Source organism: Fuchsiella alkaliacetigena (genome assembly GCF_023227765.1).
In the GTDB taxonomy this organism is placed as follows: domain Bacteria; phylum Bacillota; class Halanaerobiia; order Halobacteroidales; family Acetohalobiaceae; genus Fuchsiella; species Fuchsiella alkaliacetigena.
In genome coordinates this window covers 88041-109076 of the sequence record NZ_JALKBZ010000003.1, presented here as the reverse complement: position 1 = coordinate 109076, position 21036 = coordinate 88041, and the positions used below count along the sequence as shown (strand labels likewise).

22 protein-coding genes and 1 riboswitch are annotated in these 21036 nt (G+C 35.9%); of the genes, 3 read left to right on the top strand and 19 right to left on the bottom strand.

From position 1 onward, the window contains the following. Window positions 1-7: 7 nt before the first annotated feature. The 7 genes from MWH30_RS01745 to MWH30_RS01715 all read right to left on the bottom strand — a co-directional run bounded on the left by MWH30_RS01745 (window position 8) and on the right by MWH30_RS01715 (window position 7170). On the bottom strand, window positions 8-1201 hold the full coding sequence (locus tag MWH30_RS01745) for an O-acetylhomoserine aminocarboxypropyltransferase/cysteine synthase family protein (protein ID WP_248662322.1): 1194 nt from the start codon (window positions 1199-1201) through the stop codon (window positions 8-10). Window positions 1202-1283: 82 nt separating this feature from the next. Beyond that, window positions 1284-1399: riboswitch (SAM riboswitch) on the bottom strand. 63 nt (window positions 1400-1462) lie between these two features. Further along, window positions 1463-2845, bottom strand: a complete 1383-nt coding sequence (locus tag MWH30_RS01740) for an ABC transporter substrate-binding protein (protein ID WP_248662321.1) — start codon at window positions 2843-2845, stop codon at window positions 1463-1465. A gap of 22 nt (window positions 2846-2867) precedes the next feature. Beyond that, window positions 2868-3800: a L,D-transpeptidase family protein gene (locus MWH30_RS01735; protein ID WP_248662320.1), complete on the bottom strand. Its 933-nt coding sequence runs from the start codon at window positions 3798-3800 to the stop codon at window positions 2868-2870. Between the two features lie 187 nt (window positions 3801-3987). Beyond that, window positions 3988-4377, bottom strand: coding sequence for a lactoylglutathione lyase (gloA, locus tag MWH30_RS01730; RefSeq protein WP_248662319.1), 390 nt, complete (start codon window positions 4375-4377; stop codon window positions 3988-3990). A gap of 112 nt (window positions 4378-4489) precedes the next feature. Further along, on the bottom strand, window positions 4490-5941 hold the full coding sequence (cls, locus tag MWH30_RS01725) for a cardiolipin synthase (RefSeq protein WP_248662318.1): 1452 nt from the start codon (window positions 5939-5941) through the stop codon (window positions 4490-4492). A gap of 143 nt (window positions 5942-6084) precedes the next feature. After that, the gene (locus MWH30_RS01720) at window positions 6085-6714 is read right to left on the bottom strand and encodes an Hsp20/alpha crystallin family protein (RefSeq protein ID WP_248662317.1); all 630 of its coding nucleotides are present in this window, start codon (window positions 6712-6714) and stop codon (window positions 6085-6087) included. Between the two features lie 66 nt (window positions 6715-6780). Further along, on the bottom strand, window positions 6781-7170 hold the full coding sequence (locus tag MWH30_RS01715; RefSeq protein ID WP_248662316.1) for an Hsp20/alpha crystallin family protein: 390 nt from the start codon (window positions 7168-7170) through the stop codon (window positions 6781-6783). 157 nt (window positions 7171-7327) lie between these two features. On the opposite strand from MWH30_RS01715, the gene MWH30_RS01710 reads away from it, so the two are divergent. Together MWH30_RS01710 and MWH30_RS01705 are read left to right on the top strand one after the other, a co-directional pair. Next, the gene (locus MWH30_RS01710) at window positions 7328-8311 is read left to right on the top strand and encodes an SDH family Clp fold serine proteinase (protein WP_248662315.1); all 984 of its coding nucleotides are present in this window, start codon (window positions 7328-7330) and stop codon (window positions 8309-8311) included. A gap of 15 nt (window positions 8312-8326) precedes the next feature. Continuing rightward, on the top strand, window positions 8327-8500 hold the full coding sequence (locus MWH30_RS01705; RefSeq protein ID WP_248662314.1) for a hypothetical protein: 174 nt from the start codon (window positions 8327-8329) through the stop codon (window positions 8498-8500). A gap of 138 nt (window positions 8501-8638) precedes the next feature. On the opposite strand, the gene MWH30_RS01700 is transcribed toward MWH30_RS01705, so the two are convergent. From MWH30_RS01700 to MWH30_RS01680, 5 genes are all read right to left on the bottom strand, one after another. Next, entirely contained in the window at window positions 8639-9319 is a 681-nt protein-coding gene (locus MWH30_RS01700) for a Crp/Fnr family transcriptional regulator (RefSeq protein WP_248662313.1), read from the bottom strand. 184 nt (window positions 9320-9503) lie between these two features. Then, entirely contained in the window at window positions 9504-10676 is a 1173-nt protein-coding gene (gene thiI, locus MWH30_RS01695) for a tRNA uracil 4-sulfurtransferase ThiI (protein ID WP_248662312.1), read from the bottom strand. A gap of 20 nt (window positions 10677-10696) precedes the next feature. After that, the gene (locus MWH30_RS01690; protein WP_248662311.1) at window positions 10697-11854 is read right to left on the bottom strand and encodes a cysteine desulfurase family protein; all 1158 of its coding nucleotides are present in this window, start codon (window positions 11852-11854) and stop codon (window positions 10697-10699) included. 127 nt (window positions 11855-11981) lie between these two features. Beyond that, on the bottom strand, window positions 11982-12284 hold the full coding sequence (locus MWH30_RS01685) for an MTH1187 family thiamine-binding protein (RefSeq protein ID WP_248662310.1): 303 nt from the start codon (window positions 12282-12284) through the stop codon (window positions 11982-11984). Beyond that, the gene (locus MWH30_RS01680) at window positions 12284-13933 is read right to left on the bottom strand and encodes a radical SAM protein (RefSeq protein WP_248662309.1); all 1650 of its coding nucleotides are present in this window, start codon (window positions 13931-13933) and stop codon (window positions 12284-12286) included. The genes MWH30_RS01685 and MWH30_RS01680 overlap by 1 nt, the downstream gene beginning before the upstream one ends. 148 nt (window positions 13934-14081) lie before the next feature. On the opposite strand from MWH30_RS01680, the gene MWH30_RS01675 reads away from it, so the two are divergent. Beyond that, a complete protein-coding gene (locus MWH30_RS01675) occupies window positions 14082-14855 on the top strand; it encodes a DUF1385 domain-containing protein (RefSeq protein ID WP_248662308.1) in 774 nt (257 codons plus the stop codon). A gap of 60 nt (window positions 14856-14915) precedes the next feature. On the opposite strand, the gene MWH30_RS01670 is transcribed toward MWH30_RS01675, so the two are convergent. From MWH30_RS01670 to MWH30_RS01640, 7 genes are all read right to left on the bottom strand, one after another. Further along, window positions 14916-15332: a ferritin-like domain-containing protein gene (locus MWH30_RS01670; RefSeq protein WP_248662307.1), complete on the bottom strand. Its 417-nt coding sequence runs from the start codon at window positions 15330-15332 to the stop codon at window positions 14916-14918. A 113-nt stretch (window positions 15333-15445) separates the two neighbouring features. After that, on the bottom strand, window positions 15446-16459 hold the full coding sequence (splB, locus tag MWH30_RS01665) for a spore photoproduct lyase (RefSeq protein WP_248662306.1): 1014 nt from the start codon (window positions 16457-16459) through the stop codon (window positions 15446-15448). After that, complete coding sequence (locus MWH30_RS01660; RefSeq protein ID WP_248662305.1) at window positions 16456-16938, bottom strand: hypothetical protein; 483 nt, start codon at window positions 16936-16938, stop codon at window positions 16456-16458. Before MWH30_RS01660 ends, splB begins: the two co-directional genes overlap by 4 nt. A gap of 155 nt (window positions 16939-17093) precedes the next feature. Beyond that, window positions 17094-17843, bottom strand: a complete 750-nt coding sequence (locus tag MWH30_RS01655; RefSeq protein ID WP_248662304.1) for a class I SAM-dependent DNA methyltransferase — start codon at window positions 17841-17843, stop codon at window positions 17094-17096. Between the two features lie 19 nt (window positions 17844-17862). After that, window positions 17863-18852 carry a M42 family metallopeptidase gene (locus tag MWH30_RS01650; protein WP_248662303.1) on the bottom strand — a complete coding sequence of 330 codons (990 nt, stop codon included), beginning with the start codon at window positions 18850-18852 and terminating at the stop codon, window positions 17863-17865. After that, window positions 18836-19873 (bottom strand): M42 family metallopeptidase, encoded by a 1038-nt coding sequence (locus MWH30_RS01645; RefSeq protein ID WP_248662302.1) that lies wholly within the window; start codon window positions 19871-19873, stop codon window positions 18836-18838. The genes MWH30_RS01650 and MWH30_RS01645 overlap by 17 nt, the downstream gene beginning before the upstream one ends. Continuing rightward, on the bottom strand, window positions 19864-20922 hold the full coding sequence (locus MWH30_RS01640) for a M20/M25/M40 family metallo-hydrolase (RefSeq protein WP_248662301.1): 1059 nt from the start codon (window positions 20920-20922) through the stop codon (window positions 19864-19866). Before MWH30_RS01640 ends, MWH30_RS01645 begins: the two co-directional genes overlap by 10 nt. Between the last annotated feature and the right edge of the window lie 114 nt (window positions 20923-21036).

The following is a 21036-nucleotide window of genomic DNA, read 5'->3' as shown; positions in this document are numbered from 1 at the left end:
TCCTTAATTATACCTTTTCCATTGCCTGTTTTAAGTCAGCAATTATATCCTCCACATTCTCCAAACCAACTGAAATTCTAATTAAATCTTCGGTAATTCCAGCTTCCTCCTGCTCCTCAGCCTCTAGCTGTTCGTGAGTTGTAGAAGCTGGATGAATAATCAAGGTTCTAGTATCACCTACATTAGCCAACAATGAACATAGTTCTACATTATTTATCAGCTTTTTACCTGCTTCAAAGCCACCCTGAATCCCAAAGGTAATCATCCCGCCGAAGTTTTTCTGCTGCTTCTTAGCTAATTCATGCTGAACGTGTCGTTCCAAGCCAGGATAGCAGATCCATTCTACCTTGGGATGCTCCTCCAACCACTCAGCTACCTGCTGAGCATTTTCAGAATGTCTTTCCATCCGCAAGGACAGTGTTTCTAGACCCTGAATAAAGAGCCAAGAGTTAACAGGACTCAAAGCGGGCCCTATATCTCGATAACCTTCAGTTCTAGCTTTAAAGATAAAGTCCTCAGAACCAACAATAATCCCCCCAATAGAACTTCCGTGTCCACCAATATACTTAGTAGCCGAATGAACCACTATATCTGCTCCTAACTTCAAAGGCTGAGATAAATAAGGAGTATTAAAGGTATTATCCACCACTACTGGAATATCATTAGCGTGAGCAATCTCTGCTACTCCCTCAATATCCACAATATTTAATAAAGGATTTCCTGGTGATTCTAAAAAGAAAAGCTTAGTATCCTCACTAATAGCTTCCTCCCAAGACTCTAATTCATCAGGATCAATAAACTTAGTCTCAATTCCATACTTAGGTAAAGTAGTAGATAATAGATTATAAGTACCACCATAGATATACTTAGAAGCTACTATTTCATCGCCCGCCTCCAAAAGCGTCATAATCGTTAAGTGAATAGCCGCCATTCCCGAACTAGTAGCTAAACCAGCTTCGCCACCTTCTAAAGCAGCGACTCTTTTTTCAAAAACTGCGTGAGTCGGATTGCCAATCCTAGTATAGATATTTCCTGCTTCTTCTAAAGCAAATAATCGAGCCGCATGGTCTGCATCATCAAAAACATAAGATGTAGTTTGATAAATAGGTACTGCTCTAGAGCCTGTTGTTTCATCTGGAGTATAACCTCCGTGTAAAGATATCGTATCAAATCCTAAATCCTCTCCCTGATCTGTTGTCATAAATTTTATCCCTCCATATAATTAAATATCATATCAAAAAAACCTCTCCTTAGATAAGAAGAGGTCTTATAAACTATCACCTCTCTTATCTCTCAATGCAGATAAAACATTGCAGGATTTGGCACCGCCATAGTAGTTAACACTACCACCGGTTGCCGGGCTTCATCGGGCCAGTCCCTCCACCTCTCTCGATAAGAGTTTACGTATATTCATTATTTTAATCTATCCTAACATATCTTAATAAGAATGTCAAGCAAAAAATTATTCTTCTTCTCTCTGCGCAGCCACCAGCTGTTGAGATTCTGTCATAACTTCATTAACTATTTCGGCAATACTTTTTTCTGTCAACCAAAAATCCTGATAAGCCTGAGCTAATAACTCTTCAATCTGTCTTTGTACAGCTAAACTAGCAAAGCTATCTAACTGCTTAGGAGTTCCGCGCTGCGCATAACTCAAAATATCCTCTTTAATCTCACTCCTTAAGTCTACCTCCTGGGCCCACAAAGACTGTAAGGGTAGATAAGCCGGTACTACTTTCAATTTTTCAGCTAAAAACAAGTTTTTCTGCCGATTAATAAACTCAGCAAACTTATAGGTAGCCTTACTATGCTCGTGCCCTTGATACTCCTGCTGTCTAAAAAGAACTAAACCACCTACCTCTAAAGGTAATTGCTCCTGTTGTTCAATTCCCGGTGGCGGAATTAAGGTCAAATCCACCCTTTGCTGCTCAGCTTCTCGCTGATAAAAGTTATTCAACAGCCACATATTAATCGGAGCTATCACCCCTGCTTGGCCTTGCCAAAAATCAGGTAAAAGCTGCTTATTCATCTCCTGAGTCGACTCTGGAAATACTTGTTTTTCTTGCAGTTCCCTTAAAAACTGAAAGGCTAACTTCAATTCTTCAGCCTCTAAAAGCAGTCCCTCTTCTTGACACAGAAACTGCTCTCGACCTTGTTGACTTAGCAGATGGAATAATAACTGTGAATTATGTGGATTAAAGATAATAGAGTTATCCCTACCTAAATCATTAATCTGTTGAGCTACTTCCGAAAACTGTTGCCAATCCCAACCGACAGTCTGAATCTCATTTAAATCTAAATCAGCTTCAGTTAATAAACTTTTATTCCCTACCCAAACTTGAGGTAATACCCAGTTAGGCAGTCCCCAAACCCGCTGATCAGCATAAAACGATTTAATAGCTGCCTGATTATAGTCACCTAAGTCCCCTTCAGCAAAGTAAATATTAACTGGAATCTGTAATTCTTCACTAAAAAACTTGCTTCCAAAAATATCATTATAAATATCCGGCGGATTCCCTTCTTTTAATCTTTCTTGTAGTCTACTTTCCCCTTCTAGAAAGGATAAGATTTCATAGTCCACCTTAATATTAGGATACATGTCATTAAAATCAGCAATTGCTTCCTCTAAAAATTCAGTATACTCCTCTTCCTGACCAATAAATAAAGGATAATCCCAATAAGTCAGTTGGTACTCTCTTTCAGGCTGTAACTGCACTTCTGGATCTATTCTAAAAACATCCTCTTGCATAAAATAAAAAGTTAAAGCTCCAGTAACAACTATTATCAGTACTACCATAGCTATTAATATTAACCAGTTGGACTTCAAATCTAAGTTAGCCAACACTTAATAGCTCACTCCTTCTCTATCACAGATTTAAAATGTAAAAGGTGTTCTGATCTCCTTCTAAATCATCCTGCAAACCATAGATATACTTTAATTCTCTAACCGCCTCTTCAGTGTCACTACCAAATCTAGCATCGGTATAGCCTGGCTCCAAACCATGCTCTCGTAAGCTCTCTTGAAATAAAAGTACATCCTTACCTGTGTGACCAGGCTCTAAATCATGAGTAACCTCGATTGGATCCCGCTCACCAATAATCTTAACTCTAGTCCCCACCTCTACCCAAGAATAAAGCTTCTTCACATCTCGATTAAACATTCTAATACAACCATGACTAGCTGCTGTGCCAATAGAACCTGGTTTATTAGTACCGTGAATCCCAAAAATTCCCCAAGGTACATTGATCCTCATCCATCTAACTCCAAAACCACCGCCCCAATGAGCATCTTTAGCGATGATAGCCCATTCTCCTACTGGCGATTTGGTGGAAGGCTTGCCTACAGCAACTGGAAACTCATGATAAGGCTCTCCATCTTCATAGACTGTCATCTTTTTTTGATAAGCATCTATTAATAAACTCACTTCACCTGTTGGAGCTTCTATATCCTGGCTAACGGGAATGATATTATCTCTTTTATTCAAAACCTTTCCCAAATCAAGCCAAGTTTCTTGGTCAACTACTCCGGTAACCTCTAATTGATAATTCTTTTGAAATTCTTTTACAGCCAAATGCGTTTGCCAATCGTAAACTGAATTGGGCTCCTCTTCATATAAGCCCAGTTCTTTTAAATTCTGCTGTAATTCCCAGACATCGTGTCCTTCTAAATGAGGACTTTGTAAAGATAGATCTCTGCTTTCTTCACAGCTACAGCTAGGGCCCGCAGCCACAGCTAAACCGTTCGAAAAAATAAGCAATGCAATTAATAAATCAAATACGACTATTCGCTTTTTAATCAACCTTTATCCTCCTTGCTTTCTTTTATCCAAAAATAAAAAAACTTAGTAATTATGTTAATCTTCCAAACAATAAGCAAGCTTACTATGATAATAAATATGTAACTACACTCAAATTTATGCTAAAGCAAAACCCTCCTTCAAAAATGAAAGGAGGGTCATAACCGTCAATATTCACTTTTAAAATAAACTATTTTTGAATAATTTCAGTTCTATATCCATCAGGATCAGTTAAAAAGTAATAGCCTCCTCCAGCCTCACCTTCTAAGCTATTTATATCCCCTACTTCATAGCCTAACTCCTGATGACGCTGATAAGAAGCCTCCAGGTCAGCTACCGTAACTGCTAGGTGACTATAGCCATCCCCAATTGTATAAGGCTCTTGGCGATCATAATTATAAGTAAGCTCCAGTTCAAAATCACCAGTTGAACTTTTTAAATAAACTAAAGTAAACTCATACTCTGGAAAATCTCTTCTTCTATCCACCTCTAAACCTAAAGCTTGTTGATAAAACTCAATGGACTTCTCTAAGTCCAATACTCTAATACAAGAATGTACAAAGTTATAGTCTTGAGCCATAATTAATCTCCTACTAATTCCTTTACCCCTATTTTAGTAGTTATGATAGTTATTGTCAATAGCTCTTAAAGTCTAATCATCAACTAGACTTAAAATATACCTAATAGATCAGCTAGGTAACCGGAGTTAAAAAGTAACCTATTAACTCCTGCAGTCTCTTTAACCAAGATCTATTTTCTAAATAGTCAGCTAACAAAACTTCCTCACTATCATCTATAATATCCTCTAACTCTACAGTCAATGTTTCCGCTAATTCTCGATCATAAACAACAGCATTTAATTCAGCATCAAGATATAAACTACGCGTATTAAAGTTAGCCGAACCCAAAGAGAACTTTTGCTCATCAATTACTAAAGTTTTACTGTGTAAAAAGCCATCTTCATACTTATACAGTTCAATTCCTGCTCTCAACACTTCACCAAAAAAAGCTCTATTACTCCAACTCAATATTTGAGAATCAGTTTGCTCAGAAATAATAATTCTTACATCTACCCCTTGCAAGGAAGCTACTTGTAAGGCTGTTAATAAGCTCTGATCTGGAATGAAGTAAGGAGTTGTTAAATAGATACTTTCCTCAGCCTTACTAATTAAGCCTAAATATAGCTTGCTAATCTCCTGCCAAGCAGTATCATAATTACTAGCAACTAACTGTACCGGCAAACTAGTATCTACCTGCTCTTGAATAGAATACTCTGTCACAGATAACTGCTGGCCTGTAATCGAATTCCAGTCTGCTAAAAAAACTTCTTGCAGTTTCACTAAATTGGCTCCTTTCAACTTTAAAAGCAAGCTTTTACGTGGACTACCTTTAGTATACTCCTGTCCTAAATTAATATCACCAATAAAGCCCACTTCCCCATCTACCAGCAAGGCTTTACGATGGTTTCTATGGTTTAATTTCCCAGTCAATAATGAATAAAATATCCCCCCTGAACTTTCAATCTCTACTCCTGCCTCCTCTAAATCCTGCACATAATCCCGAGTCAGTTGATGACTGCCTAAAGCATCATAAATTAATTTAACTTCAACTCCTTGGGCTGCTTTATCAGCTAAAAGTTCCTTAAACCGCTGGCCCAACCAGTCATCACGAACAATATAAAATTGAATATGAATATAATCTTCTGCCTCAGCAATTTTCTTTAACATCTCCTCAAACATCTTTTCTGAATCAACTATTAAATCAACTTTATTATCGGAAGTCAGAGCGCTGCCGATAGTAGAGCTAATTAGCTCTACTATTCTTGAATCCGCTCTATTATTTATACCTTTTTCAACCTCTTTTAATTGGACTTGATAATCCCTAGGCCCTATATTTCTATAAACCTGAACCAAGCTGAATAAAGTAAATATTATCAGAATTCCTATAGCCCAGCTAAGTACTCTAGTTATCACTACAGAATCTACAAAATAAAGTCCTATTAATAAGCCTGCTACTATCACCACAGTAAACACTAAATAAGGATAAAAACTAAATAAAACAGTATCTCTAACTAGTCTAAACAGATTAAAATATATCAAAGCTAAGAATAAACTTAAAAAGATTTTAAAATAAATGCCAATCATTTTTCACCCTCTTTTAGTTCTAACTATAGTTTAAAAATTAAAATATAGAAAAGGTATATCTCCAAATTGGAGATATACCCTTTACTAAACAATATCTTCCTTATCTAAGCATTCTTGATTGCAGAATACTCAAACATTCTCATTCACTCGTTTATATTTACCTGCAGTTGTCGACGAGCGCTAGTTTCTTGCTTAGGCATTCTAATCTGTAGAATACCATTATTATAACTAGCATCAACGGCTTCTGCTCTAATCATTGTTGGTAAAGGAACAGTTCTATGCAGGCTACTAGACTGCTGACCAATAAATGCTTGAGCAGCAATAGATAAAGAGTTTTCTGTAGCTGTTAAACTCAAATTATCTAGATCTACATTTGGCATATTACAAGCAATAATTAGATCATCTTGAGTTTCAGAAATGCTAATACTCGGACTAATCATTCCGGTAGTCTGCTGTTGAAACTGCGGTTGTTGTAGTTGCTGTTGCTGAAACTGTGGCTGTTGTAACTGCTGCTGTTGCATAGGTATAGATTGCTGATAAGCAGTTTGAGTAAACTGGCCTCTTGATTGCTGAGCAGTTCCCATATTTGTTGCTTGAGCTGTAGAAATAGGCTGCAAGCGATAAGACCAAGCATTAGATGCTGGAGAATAATTAAAACCTGTCATTCCAGTTTGAAAGCTTGGACTAGCAAATCCTTGCTGTTGACCTCGTCGCTGCTGAGCAATTGCAAAAGAACCATGGTTTAATGAGTTTTGAGTATAAATAACTATCAACCTCCTGATTTTTATGTTTATTTTTATCTTCACTACTTATAATGTTCTATTTGCTAATAAAAAATACTAGTAATTATTGACTTTAGGAAGAGATATCTCCAATAAACCGCGTTTAAAATTAGCCTCAGCTCTTTCTACATCTACATTCACAGGTAAAGATATTTCTCTAAAAAATCCTCCTTTAGCTCGCTCTTGATAAACAAAGTCTGCTCTTTTTTGATTTTCTTCAATAACAGCTCCCAACTCTCCTTGGATAAATATACTTTCAGTTGTAAGCTCAACATTTAAGCTTTCCGGCTCTACTCCGGGCAGTTCACATACATAATAAACATTACTTTGGTCCTCCAAAATATCAATTTGAGGAGTACAGTAGTCCTGCTGATTGCAAGTTGGAATGCCTGTAGAATAGTTTAAAGGATTATTCTGTACATTGAAATCTTCAGTTTGCTCCTTCACTTAAAGTTCCTCCTTTTACTTACCGCTTTAAATATAGTATTTAACTCTTAATAAATAATTATTAGCTAAAACCATTTTCTAAACCTCAACACATAAAAATCATTTAAGACAGAATAATAATAATGAAAACTGCTAATTAATAAAGGAGAGAAAATTTGTGCCTAGACAAGATAGATTAGAAATCATCAATAAAATCAGTCAACAAAGAGACTCAACTGTAATCTGTTATTTTACCGGAGATAGAAAAAATATCAGCACTCGCATCGCCCCCGATGCAATTAAAATAATTTATGAACATCTAGAAAAAAATAAAATTAAAGAAAAAATAGATCTATTTATTTATACCCGCGGTGGGGATGTACTAACTCCCTGGCGTTTAGTTAATTTAATTAGAGAATACTCAGATCACTTCAGCGTCCTAATTCCTTTTAGAGCTTATAGTGCTGGCACTTTAATCTGCTTAGGAGCTAATGAAATTATAATGGGTAAAATGGGAGAGTTAGGACCAATTGATCCTACGGTAGCTAATGCTTTCAATCCTCAAGATCCTAATAATCCTCAAGCTAAAATACCTATTAGTGTAGAGGATGTAAGTTCTTATTTTCAATTAGCTAAACAAAAATTTAAACTAAATAATGAAGAAAACTTAACTAAAGTATTTTCCTATCTAGTAGATAAAGTACATCCCCTAGCCTTAGGTAATGTCCATCGCAACTATTTATTAATTAGATCTACAGCTGAAAAACTGCTTTCACTACATTCTTTAGGAGAAGATGAAGTTTTAGTAGAAAATATAATTAATTATCTAACAGAAAAGCTTTATGCTCATAACTATATGATTTCCCGCCAAGAAGCAGCCGATATTAAGTTGCCAATTAAGTATCCAGATTCTAAATTAGAAAGTCTAATTTGGCAGCTATATAAAGTTTATGCTGAAGATTTAGATTTACAAAAACCTTTTCAGCCTACAGATTATCTACAAAATTCTACTCAAAAGTTTCAAGTCTGCGGAGGTTATATTGAAAGTCAAGAAGCTTTAGACTCTTTTATTTTCAACGGTGAAATTCAACAAAATAAAATGATGCAAGAAGCAGAAGTTAATATTACTCAACAAAAATGGATTCCTAAAATTAGAAATTAAAAGGAGGGCTTAATTGTGGATAGAGAAATAAATAACAATACTGAAGAAAACGATAGCAGCGAAACTTATTATATCACTACTAATAACTCCGGTTTCATCTCTGCTGACTACTTAACTAGTAATCTAATTGAAGAAGATGGAATTATCATTGTTTCCGAAGAAAGAAATACAACCGCTGATCTAAATTAAAATTATCAAAAATCAAACTACTAAGTTAGAAAAACAGCTCACTTCAAAATAAATCCAACACCAATTATAATGCACAACCTAAACCCCAAGCAAAGATTTTACTTACTTGCTTGGGGTTTCTTTAGTTCTATAATATTCTTAATCCATAATCTTTAAATTTTCAATATAATCCTCAAATAAAATCAAAGATTCATCCTCAATAATTAAACCTTCATCCTCAACCATTTCTCCCAATAACTTAGTGATAAACTCACTAGTACTTCCAGTTAAATTAGCCAGTTCCTGATGAGTAGTTCCTTCTATAATTAAAGCACATCTTCCATCTCTTATATCATATTCTGAAACCAAGTCCTTTAAAGTTTCCGCAAGTCTCTCCTTAACTCCCTTAAAAGTCAGGTCTTCAACTAACTTATTAGCTGCTCGCAATCTATTAGAAAGAACAGCAATCATCTTTACAGCAATTTCAGGGAATTGATAAATCATACTATTAAATTTACTCCGTTCAAATACATATAAACAGGAGTCTTTGATAGCTTCTACGGAAGCAGAACGAACATTTTTCTCTAATAAAGCCATTTCTCCAAAGAAATCTCCCTCATTTAATAGGGTTAAAGTTTTTTCTTTGCCACTTTGACCAATTTTAAAAACTTTTACCGCTCCAGATAGGATGATATAAAATGCATCACCAGGCTCTCCTTCCATAAAAATAATTTCATCCTTGGCATATTCCCTGATATACGTTGCTTGTTTAATCTTTTCTAATTCCACAAAGCTTAGATCTTGAAAAAGAATAAAGTTTTCTAAAAAATCATCCGTCACTCTTAAAACCTCCTCTATTCCATTAATAAAAGACAAGCTTTACACCGTAAATTCCAATTAAATTTTAATTATTTATAGCTTATCATCGTTATTATATCAAAGGCTTACCTAATAGTAAATATACAGTTCAACATTAGGTAAGCCATGTTCTTTGTAAATCAAATTCACAAATATTAAATTAATATTATTCGGATTTAACCTCAATAATCTCAGTTCCTGCTATAGCTTCACTTAGTAGCTCCTTTATTTCCAAATTTTCCTCTGCATATTTTACAAATTTTAATTTAGGTTTAGTAACTGGGCTATCTGGTACAAAAAGTGTACAACAATCATCATAAGGTCGAATAGAAATTTCATAACTCCCAATCTTCTTAGCTATTTTTTTAATTTCATTTTTATCCAGACCAATTACAGGTCTAAACACAGGTAGATCAGTAATTACATTAGTCACTCGCATACTATCTAAAGTCTGACTAGCTACCTGACCAATACTTTCCCCGGTAATTAAAGCCTTTCCTTCTTCCTGAATAGTAATCTCTTCAGCTATTTTCATCATCATTCTCCGCATAATAATAGTTAGCAATTTTTGAGGACAGTTATCACTAATAGCAGTCTGAAAATCAGTAAAAGGCACTACTCTCAACTTAAGCTGACCTCCACAGTAAGCAGCCAATACCCGACAAAGATCAATCACCTTTTCCTTAGCTCTATCACTAGTAAAAGGAGGACTATGAAAGTAAATAGGCAGCAGTTCTACTCCACGCTTCATAGCCATCCAACCAGCTACCGGACTATCTATACCGCCTGATAAGAGCAATCCAGCCTTGCCGCTACTTCCTACTGGTAAACCGGCTACCCCAGGTAAGTCCATCGCATATACATAAGCCTTTTTATACCTAATCTCTACATTTAATCTAATTTCAGGTTCATGAACATCTACTGTTAAGTTCTCAGTATTTTGTAATACATAAGCTCCTAACTCCCTATTAATATCCATAGTATCATACTCGAAATCTTTATTAGTACGACGGGTCTCCACTTTAAAGGTCTGCGCTTGCCCAGATAACTCTCTCTCAACTAACTCCAAGCCTGCCTGCTTAATCTCCTCAAAATCCAAGGCTGTCTCTCGCGCCGGACAAACTCCTACTATTCCAAACACCTTTTGTAACCTTTCATTTACTAAATCTAACTCTGCTTCACTTTCTACAAAAATTCGCCCATCTGTTTTATAGACCTTTGACTTGCCTAGTGAGGCTAAGTTTTCTTTAATATTAGCTATTAATTTATCTTCAAAAAGATGTCTATTTCCTCCTTTAGTTCCTATTTCACCATATCTAATTAAAACTAAGTCCTTCAATTAACTCTCCTCCTGTTCCTTTAACCAGTAATCTGTCTTAATCTAGGTACAATTTCTTTTAATTTTTCAACTGTATAGCTTATTTCTTCCTTGCTAGTAAAAGAAGATAAACTAAATCTAATAGCTCCCTCCATGGCTTTTTGCTCTAAACCCATCGCTGCTAGCACATGAGATTTGGAATCTTTAGAAGAACAAGCCGAGCCAGTAGAAACATAAATATTTTCTGCTTCCAAAGCATGAACTAACACTTCACCTTTAACTCCTTGAAAAGAAACATTTAAGATATGAGGAACACCCGCTGTTACCTCCGGGCCGTTGATCTGAACCCCTTCTAAGCCGTCTTTAATCCCAGCCGCCAACTCTTCCTTCAATTTTTGCATCTGCTCCACATCTGCTTCCACCTCAGTTGTGGCCAGTTTAACTGCTTCTCCAAAGCCAACATAGCCAGCTACATTTTCAGTTCCTGCTCTATAACCAAACTCCTGACCACCACCGGTAATTAATGACTTTAACCTAGTACCATCAGCAATATAGAGAGCTCCACTTCCTTTAGGCCCGTGGATCTTATGGCCACTCATTGATAATAAATCAATACTCGAATTACTTAAATTAATCTCTAATTTATCTAAGGCTTGCACAGCATCTATATGCAGATAAAGGCCGCTATCTTGATAGTCTTGAACTATTTTTTCAACCTCTTTAATAGGCTGAATACTACCTACTTCATTATTAACTTGCATAATACTAACTAAAATAGTATCCTCAGAAATCACTTCTGCTAACTGTTCCAAATCTAAAATACCTTTCTCATCTACATCTAGAAAAGTCACTTCCCAACCTTCTTTCTCCAAGTCCTGTAGAGGATGTAAAGTCGAAGAGTGTTCAATTTTAGTGGTAATTAAATGATTACCATAGCGCTGCAAGGTATTAATAGTTCCTTTAATAGCTAAGTTATTAGCTTCAGTACCTCCAGAAGTAAATATAATCTCTTCAGCATCAGCTCTAATTGCCTTAGCTACCTTTCTTCTAGCCTTTTTAAGTAGTTTTTCAGCTTCTATGCCCATACTATGCAGTGAAGAAGGATTTCCATAAACCTCCTTCATTGGCTTCATCATTGTTTCTATTACTTTATCTTTGACTTTAGTAGTTGCACTATTATCTAGATAAACTTCTTCCATAAATATCATTCCTTTTTAAAGATTAATTCTGCATTAATATCGGTCTATTATTTAGTTCAGAGGACAGATGATAGATGATAAAGGATAGATTAAAATCAAAAAATATCCTTCAATCAGCTAAGAACAATTACTTCAACTTATTTTCTACAGAACTTACCTTTTGTTTCATACTTCCTTTTCTATCTCTACGATCATCAATCTTAACAGAAGTTGAAACCCGCTTAGCTCCAGATTGAAAAGGCACTTCATGTAGCTTTCTAACCACAGCTAAAACTTCATCTAAATCCCCTTCAATTATAGTTCCCATCGGAGTTAACTGATATTCAATTTCCTCCTCCGCAGCTAAAACCTGTTGACAATCGGCTACATACTCACTTAAACTAGTATCCTCTGTCCCTAACGGAACTACCGTCACTTCTACAATAGCCATCAATATTCCTCCTCTTTAAAAGTAATTAAGTCCTCCAACTGTTCAATATCATAACTATGGTCTAAAAGCTGACTCAATTGAGCAAAATTTTCGATCTTTTTAGCCATGAAAATCCGCATTGCTCGGCTTTTTCCTATGCCTGGTAAAGTCTTCAACTCTGCTACGCTAGCCTGATTAATGTCAAAAGGCCAAGGTAAAGCAGTAAGCGACCTATAACCATGGTCTACTACCTTTACCTCCAAAGATTCTCCTAAGTCATGCTGGCCTGGAATACCTACCAGAATAGGATAGGTGCCTAACTGTCGAGCATAGGAAAGTTTCCCTTTAATCTGCTCCACAATTACCTCTTTTAAAATAGTCCCTTGCGGAAAAACTCGCTTCAACATAGGTTGATTAATCTCTTCATTAATTCTCTGTTTATACTCTTTAAACTGATGCTTATCATAACTATATTCTGCCTGATACTCCTGTATAGGATTCACTTGCCGTATATTAATCCGCCGTAACATTAATCCTGCTGTCAATACCTTTTGCAAAAATTCAAAGTTATATTCTAATGTTTCCGGTCTTTCCCCTTTTAAACCGTGTAAGAAATTAAGCCCCGGTAATAATTTTGGAACTCCTGCTTGGCGATAAGCACTAACCTGATTCATAATTTTAATAGCTTCAAAGGTTTTTTCAGGGCTAGTACCAATATTATTTGCAGCTAAAACCTGCGGGTCAGCAGATTCTAAACCAAAGGCTGCTATATCGCCGGCAGTATTATGCTTAGCTATTTCTTTCAAAGCCTTAGCCGATCTTTCAGGATTATCAGCTATAGTACTTGGATTAATATTATCCATATGTAAGGTTTTTAAGTCAGGAACTACCTTTCTAATTCCTGTATATAGCTTTTTAATAGCTTCAAAATTGGGAACTAGATTATCCTTTTCCTCCAAAGCCTGATAAAGCAACAAATCAGTTTGAGACCCCAATCTAAAATAGTGATTACCCAGTTCAGCCAACCTCTCTACTTCCTTAACAATTCCCTCAATACTACGTTGATAAGTAGCTTTTTTCAAAGCTTCACTACAAAACGAGCAATGCTTTTCCCTTAAACAACCACGGTAGGTTTCCAGCTCGCACATCAAATAGGGATAATTAGGATGTTCTACTGTAAGTTCTGCCCCGAGGCGGGCCCAACTATCCACCACCTCATTTATTTCCAATTCAACAGTAGGATCTTCCCCCGTAAGCTCCTTATAAACAGCCAAACCAGGAACTTCCTCAGCAAGTTTATCAATCGACTTCACTTGTAAATTACAATTTATAATCGGCCCGCTTAAAAAGACTACAGGCTCTTCCAAGCAACCGCCAATCTCTTCGATCTCCGTTAAGGTAATCGGACTTCCTCCTAAATACTTACCTGGTACTGTAGTTCCCGCAACTATGACCACTATCTCTGCTGATCTTAACTTTGAGAGCAGTTCTTCTCGATTACCTCTTAACTGATCAATAGTAAAGTAATCAAGCTGTTCTTTACTTAAACCAGCTGCTAACAAAGCCCCATAGGTATAACGTACATGAGGGGAAATATAAGGCGGTACGCCTAGACAGGAGGGTTCATCTAAATAGCCATCCAAAATACATATTTTAGTAGAATTAAACATCAACTAATCTTCCTTCCTCAAATTTTACTATCTAGCCTTATTATAACAATTTAACTCTAAAATGAAAAGTAATAAATAAAATCTCTCAACAAGAGTTGACATCTTAGCTAAAAGCTAATAAACTATTTAGTAGTTAGGGGGAATAACTATGAAGGTTGGCGGTAGAGCCTATAAAAATGGAGTCCGTCTTTTCGGCGAAAACTATTCAGTCAAAGCCTATTATGAGGATAACAAATTAAAATACGAAGTAGGAAAAAACACCTTAGCTAATAACAAAATCTTTTTATTTTTTAAAAAGATTCCTGTTTTAAGAGGAGTTATGAGCATTCTTTTTTCATTAATTAATTTCTTTAAAGAAATGACTAAACAACCCACTAAATACTGGCCGATACTACTTTTAATTTTTATCAATATCGCTTTAGAAGTCTATTTTCAATTAGTACCTCAAGGAAGTAGCAATCTATTTGTTCGAGCTGCTAATTTAAATATATCGGTTTATATAACAGTTTTTATGCTGATCTTCTTGCTTTTAAGAGCAACTCTTTTAAAAGAGGTTTTTCAATTTCACGGAGCTGAGCATAAAGCAGTTAACTATTATGAAGCTAACTTTCAAGGTGATTTCAATGCTCAATCTAGATTAGCCAGACGCTGTGGAACTAACTTAATTGTCTTTTATTTATTTATTATTTTTCTTTTAGAAAGTTTAGGTTTAACCTTTAATGTTTACTTGGAAAGTTTAATGGCTTTAGGTATAGCTTACGAAATAATTTTAGCTTCTCCAAAGCTAGTTTTAACTATTCCCTATTTAATCCAAAAGCTAACTACCATTGAACCCGATCCTAAGCATCTAAAAGCTTCTAAATTAGCTTTGAAGATTTTATTAGACGTAGAAAAAAGAAAACAAGAAACAGTTATAACTTAAAAGTTCAAAAAGGCTCCTGTTATATAACAGGAGCCTTTTCTTAGTTGGATCTTAAATTTTTTAGAAATAACGTTCTAGTAATCCCTTTAGAGCTCTAGCATGACGTGCTTCATCCTTAGAAGACTCATCTAAAACATCATGAGCAGCATCTAAGCCTTCTTCTTTAGCTTCAACAGCAGCTTGACGCTTACCTTTATTGGCCATCTGCTCACCTTTCATCATCTTTTCAATATTTTCCTTAGTATCCTCAGAAATCTTTCCATTTAGCTCAGCAAATCTAGCTGCATGCTCTGCTTCCTCCCAAGCTAAAGTCTTTAAAACCTCAGCTACTTCAGCTAGTCCTTCTCGCTGTGCTTGACGAGCCATAGCTAAGTAAAGTCCTACCTCCGTAGTCTCTCCTTTAAATTCTTGATTAACTGCTCCTTCTAACTCAGTTCCCTTAGTTACTCCTAATTCATTTTCGTTAATTAAATCCATCTTTTATTACCCCCTATTTATTTTAATTAATAATTATTATTGTTACTGTTTATAATTATACAGATTAAATAGTACTTTGTCAAGAGGTTTTGGAAGTTTTTTTAGTAAAATTTTCAAGTCCAGTACTCTATCTTAGCCTGAGGAAAGTATTTTTTGATCTGAGTAGTAAAGTAATCTTTTAACTCCTGCATATCCTTCTCTTGATAAACATATTTTCCAAAGCCTTTATGATGACGCTCTTCTTTATTAAAGTCCAGCTTACTTTGAGGATGTCGAGCAGTAATTAAGTTCTGGGCCCGCGTACTAAACCTAAAACTAATCAACTCAAAGCTCAACTCTTCACTAGCAGAAACAGTCAAATTAGCCGCTAATCGCTCCAACATCTGCTGATACTGCTGCTGCCAACCCTCAAAAATCATAATTGGAGCAATCATAAAACCTAAAGGATACTCCGCCCGCTGCACCTTTTGAGCAGCTTCTATCCTAGCCTTTAAGTTAGGAGTATTTCCTTCAAAGTTATCGATTACATAATCAGCATTAATACTAAACCTAAACTTAGTATTCCCTTGATGCTCCAAATCTAACAAAGAATCCACATTAGTAAACTTAGTAGCTAGTCTCAACCTAGCATCATCTCTAACAGCAAAAAACTCAATCATCCTTGCTAAGGCACCGGTAATATGCTCTACTGCTACCGGATCAGAAGAGCTACTAGCTTCAAAAGTAGTAATCTTTTTATCACTTTTCTTAATATGCTTGCTAACGGCCTCTAAAATCTCAGCTAAATTAACATAAACTCTAACATAAACAGCCGGGCCCAGATTAGTAGCTAAATAACAGTACTCACATTTACCTGGACAGCTAGTACTAGTTACTAAGCGATAATCAGCCGAAGGCTGACAAGACTTAAACCTTAAAGTCTTTTTAACTCCCACCACTAAAGTTTCTTTAGCCTGTTGATAAAGCTGGGCTGGAGACATTTCTTCGGCCCATTTAACTCTATTATGAGACTCAATAATCCTAATAGGCACTTTTTGCTTTTCATATCTCTCTTTAAGCTCTTTACCTAACTGATAATCCAAAGCTTTAGCTTCAATTAATACCTGCTCAGGAGAAAAGTTATTCATACTTTAATCTTCTCCTCGAGCTCAAACTCCGTTTCTTGCAGATCAGCTATCAACAACTGATATAGCTGATAAGCTTCCTGTCCTTTGAAAAACTCAAAGTTAAATATATAATTACAATACTTACAGACATCAACTATCACAATTTCTGTCGGCGGAACTTGAGCATCTTTAACCGTTAATAAGCTCTGTGGTGGTAATCTTAAAAGTCTAATACTCTCTAAAATATTTCTACCGCAAGAAGAACAAAACAGATATCTATCATTTAACTTAGAAATAACCGTAGCTAATTCATCTATTTCCAAATTAGATAATAAATTTTCTTGTTCATCTATAATCTGCTTAGTAATCTCCCATAAAAAGTACTGATCATCTTTAGATTCTTCATAGTCTGCTTCTTCTTCCATTTCCAGTTCGGCTAATAATTTATTAGCCTCTTCTAATTCAATCCTTACTTCTTCAATAAGTCGATTAATTATCATAACTAATATTCTCCTTAAAGTAGTATATTCTAAAGGCTACTTTCGAATATTAGTCTTATAAGTTAGATTTAATATTATACTTTCAATATATACCTTACTTCCAGAAGAAGAACACCTACTTTAAAATAGGTGTTAGAGTAAATTAGCAAAATTTATTAAACTTTTTGGGCAATATAGAAAATTCTAGGTGAATTATAATCCGGTTTTTGCCAAGTAAAAGCTTCATAATAATCAATCACCTTAAATCCAGTCTTTCTTAAAGCAGTTAAGACTTCACCCTCTGAATAATGCTTTTCTTTATGTATTTCCTCGAAACGTTGATAAAGACCAGCTTCAACCTCAACAAAGCCTGTTAAATCAATAGTCCAGATTTCTTGACTGCTATCATAATCAGTTTTCCAAACTAAAAATTTCTCTCCTTCGTCTATAATAGTTACTTCTTCATTATCAGCTTTAGCAAAACGATTAACAGTATTCAAATCGAATATAAAATAACCACCTTTTAACAAATTTTCATTTACTTTTTTGAAAACTTGATAGAGCTCCGTTAAGGAAAGAATGTAGTTTAATCCATCATGATAGCAGACCATTAATTCTACTTGAACTGGTAAATCCAGTTTTTTCATATCCTGTTCTAAGAATTTTATATCATAATCTTGATCTTCTACCTTCTGTCTAGCTATTTCTAGCATTTCTCCAGAGATATCAATTCCATAACTGCTAATTCCCAGTTCGGCAAAGGGAATGGTCGTCTTGCCCGTTCCACAGGCTAAATCAGCTACAATACTTGGAGTACAGTCCAGCTTAGCCAAAATTTCCTGCAAGTAAGCAAACCAGTCTTCATAGCTTATTTCAGCAACTAAGTAATCGTAGATGCTAGCCAAGCCTTCATATTCTTGTTGCATATAGTAAGTCACATCCTTATTATTTTATCTCTTGCTGTACAAAAGCCTTCAAAAAACGAAGGCTATTTTCAACATCTCCATAATCAACCATTTCACTAGGAGTATGAATATAACGAGCCGGAATAGATAAAACTCCACTAGGCACTCCTTCTCTAGTTAAATGAATACTCCCCGCATCGGTTCCTCCGGACTTCAAAACTTCAAGCTGATAAGGAAGCTCTTCCTTTTTAGCTACTGCTAACATTAACTCCTTCACCCGTGGGTGAGCAATTACTGATCTATCCTTAATCTTAACAGCCGGGCCCTCTCCCAAGCTAACTGCTCTAGTTTTAGACTCTGGAGTATCTCCAGTCCGAGTTACATCTATAGCTAAAGCCAAATCAGGATTAATCCCAAAAGCGGAAGTCCGCGCCCCTCTCAAACCTACCTCTTCTTGAACTGTAAATACAAAATATGTATCGTTAGCCAAATCCACTGAATCATTAATCAGTTCCATCAACAAGGCACAGCCTATACGATCATCTAACGCCTTAGCTACCAAGCGATCCCCTAGATCAACAAAGTTGCGATCAAAAACAGCTACATCACCTATACTTATTTTTTCACTTACCTCTTCTTTACTGCTAAGCCCTACATCTATGTACAGCTTATCAAAGCTTAACTCTTTGATGCTCTTCAGTTTTTCTTTACCTATTACCCCTACCATTCCATTACTAAATCTTACTCTAGCTCCTAAGAGTAAATAAGGAGCAACTCCACCTACTCTAGAAAACCTAATAAAACCATCTTCATCAATATGAGTAACCATTAAACCTATTTCATCCATATGAGCAGCTAACATCAGAGTTTGCTCACTAGCACCTTCTTTAAAAGCTATTAGATTACCCAGTTTATCTATGCGAACTTCATCTACCTGCTGTTCAATCTTTGTTTTAATAAGCTCTGTTAGAGACTCTTCATGACCGGAAGTACCGTCACTCTCAGTTAATTCCTTAATTAACTCTTTCAATCTCAAAACCCTCCTTTTCTAAGCTACAACAAAACTGATGGACTAACTTCTCCGTAGCTCTATAGTCTGCTAAGCTCAATAGTGAAACTGGTGAATGAATATATCGCACCGGAACAGAGACTACTGCTGTAGGAATTCCATCCTTCAGCAAATGGATTTTGCCAGCATCGGTTCCAGCGGCTGTAGAGCGTCGAAACTGATAGTCAAGCTCCTCTTTTTCTGCTATCTCCACTATTCTCTTTATTAATTGTTTATTAGAAATAATAGTTCTATCCATTACTGTCAAAGCGGGCCCGGCTCCTACGGTAGTAGAGTATTGAGCTTCCTCACTATCAGGAACATCGGCTGCCGTCGTCCCTTCAATAACCAAAGCTAAATCAGGCTCCATATCGTAAGCAGCCACTCTAGCTCCTCGCAGGCCGATCTCTTCTTGCACCGAAAAAACTCCATAAAGAGGAAAATCATAGTCCTTCTCCAAAATATTCATTAAAATAGCACAACCAACTCGATCATCAAAAGCTTTACCCTTTACGGTCTCAGCTCCTAACTGAGAAAACTGAGTAGCAAAGGTAGCAGTATCACCAATAGAAACCAATTGCTTAGCCTCTTTTCTCTTTTTAGCTCCAATATCTATGTATAGCTGTTTTGCTTTTATAGCCTTCTTTCGTTGTTTAGGCTTTTGCAAATGGATAGCCTTAGTTCCAATTACTCCAGGAACTTTATCAGTTCCTACAAATACTCTTTTAGAAGCTAAAACTCTACTATCTATTCCTCCTACCTTTTTAAAGCTTAATAGACCATTCTTTTCTATCTTAGTAACCATTAAACCCACTTCATCCATATGAGCACTTAACAGTAAAGTCGGTAAGGCCGGATCACCTGCTTGATAAGCAATTAAGTTCCCTAAGGTATCAGTCCGCAACTCATCAACCTTATCGGCAAGCTTTTCTTTAATCAAATCCCGAACTTCATACTCTGCTCCTGAAACTCCCATAGCATCTGCTAATTCACCTAAAAGCATTCTAATCCCTCCACAAATTCAGAATCGACCCTATTAATAAAGTTAGCTATCAAGCGAGCAGCCGATTTAATATCGTCTAAATCCAATGCTTCTACTGAAGTATGCATATAACGTAGAGGAATTGAAATTAAAGAAGTAGCAATTCCACTCTTAGTAACCTGAACAGCAAAGGCATCTGTACCGCGGGGATTATTATCTACCATAATTTGATAATCAATATTTAAATCTTTAGCTATATCTTTGAATTTTTGGTGCAGTTGAGGATGAACTTGAGGGCCCAAAGTAATAGCCGGCCCAGAACCTAACTTAGCTGCTTCATCGCTAGCAACACCAGGCATCCTACCGTGACAAACATCAATTACTACAGCAATATCAGGCACAACTCCATAAGTACTGGTGATTGCTCCTCTAACTCCTACTTCCTCCTGTACAGTACTAACTACAAAAAGATCGACCTGATAACGAAGCCGCTCTAACTCCTCTAAAGTCTCTATCATCACAGCTATCCCAGCTCGATCATCCAAAGCCTTTCCGCTAACTCTATTACCAGTTAACTCATTAAACTCTCTTTTAACGACCACTATATCGCCAATACTAACTAAGTCCTTAACTCGAGCTTCAGCTAATCCTAAATCTATATACATATCATCCAACTTAATGGCTCTTTTTCGTTCAGCTTTTTCCTGAACATGAGGTGGTTTAGCACCTATAATCCCCTCTAAAGTATCTTTTCCATAAACTAAAACTTCTTGTCCAATTAAAGTTCTTTTATCTATACCACCTACAGTAGTAAACCTAAGAAAACCCTGTTCAGTTATCTCCTTAACCATTAAACCTATTTCATCCATATGCGCAACCAGCATCACTCTAGGAATATCTGACGATTCTTTATTTCCTCTTTTTAGAGAAATTGAATTTCCCAAAGCATCTGTTTTAAATTCTTCCACATAATCGGCTAACAGTTCTTCAATAACTTCTCTAACTTCTATTTCCGCTCCAGAAACTCCGTCACAATTAGAAAGCTTTGCTAATATTTCTTTTGTATCCAAACTCCTGCCTCCTCTCAAATCAAAAAATATTATTAATCTAATAAGTAAACATCAACCCCATATATTGACAGTCTTTAGCTTTAAGTATGACTAAATATTGGTTACATATCTGAT

Excerpts from the sequence above, each read along its gene's own strand:
- MWH30_RS01680 (WP_248662309.1), bottom strand. The coding sequence starts at position 13,933 with ATGTTTAATTCTACTAAAATATGTATTTTGGATGGCTATTTAGATGAA.
- splB (WP_248662306.1), bottom strand. The coding sequence starts at position 16,459 with ATGAATAACTTTTCTCCTGAGCAGGTATTAATTGAAGCTAAAGCTTTG.
- MWH30_RS01655 (WP_248662304.1), bottom strand. The coding sequence starts at position 17,843 with ATGCAACAAGAATATGAAGGCTTGGCTAGCATCTACGATTACTTAGTT.
- cls (WP_248662318.1), bottom strand. The coding sequence starts at position 5,941 with ATGATTGGCATTTATTTTAAAATCTTTTTAAGTTTATTCTTAGCTTTG.
- gloA (WP_248662319.1), bottom strand. The coding sequence starts at position 4,377 with ATGGCTCAAGACTATAACTTTGTACATTCTTGTATTAGAGTATTGGAC.
- MWH30_RS01660 (WP_248662305.1), bottom strand. The coding sequence starts at position 16,938 with ATGATAATTAATCGACTTATTGAAGAAGTAAGGATTGAATTAGAAGAG.
- MWH30_RS01675 (WP_248662308.1), top strand. The coding sequence starts at position 14,082 with ATGAAGGTTGGCGGTAGAGCCTATAAAAATGGAGTCCGTCTTTTCGGC.
- MWH30_RS01685 (WP_248662310.1), bottom strand. The coding sequence starts at position 12,284 with ATGGCTATTGTAGAAGTGACGGTAGTTCCGTTAGGGACAGAGGATACT.
- MWH30_RS01745 (WP_248662322.1), bottom strand. The coding sequence starts at position 1,201 with ATGACAACAGATCAGGGAGAGGATTTAGGATTTGATACGATATCTTTA.
- MWH30_RS01690 (WP_248662311.1), bottom strand. The coding sequence starts at position 11,854 with ATGGAAGAAGTTTATCTAGATAATAGTGCAACTACTAAAGTCAAAGAT.
- MWH30_RS01670 (WP_248662307.1), bottom strand. The coding sequence starts at position 15,332 with ATGGATTTAATTAACGAAAATGAATTAGGAGTAACTAAGGGAACTGAG.
- MWH30_RS01645 (WP_248662302.1), bottom strand. The coding sequence starts at position 19,873 with ATGCTTTTAGGTGAATTAGCAGATGCTATGGGAGTTTCAGGAGCAGAG.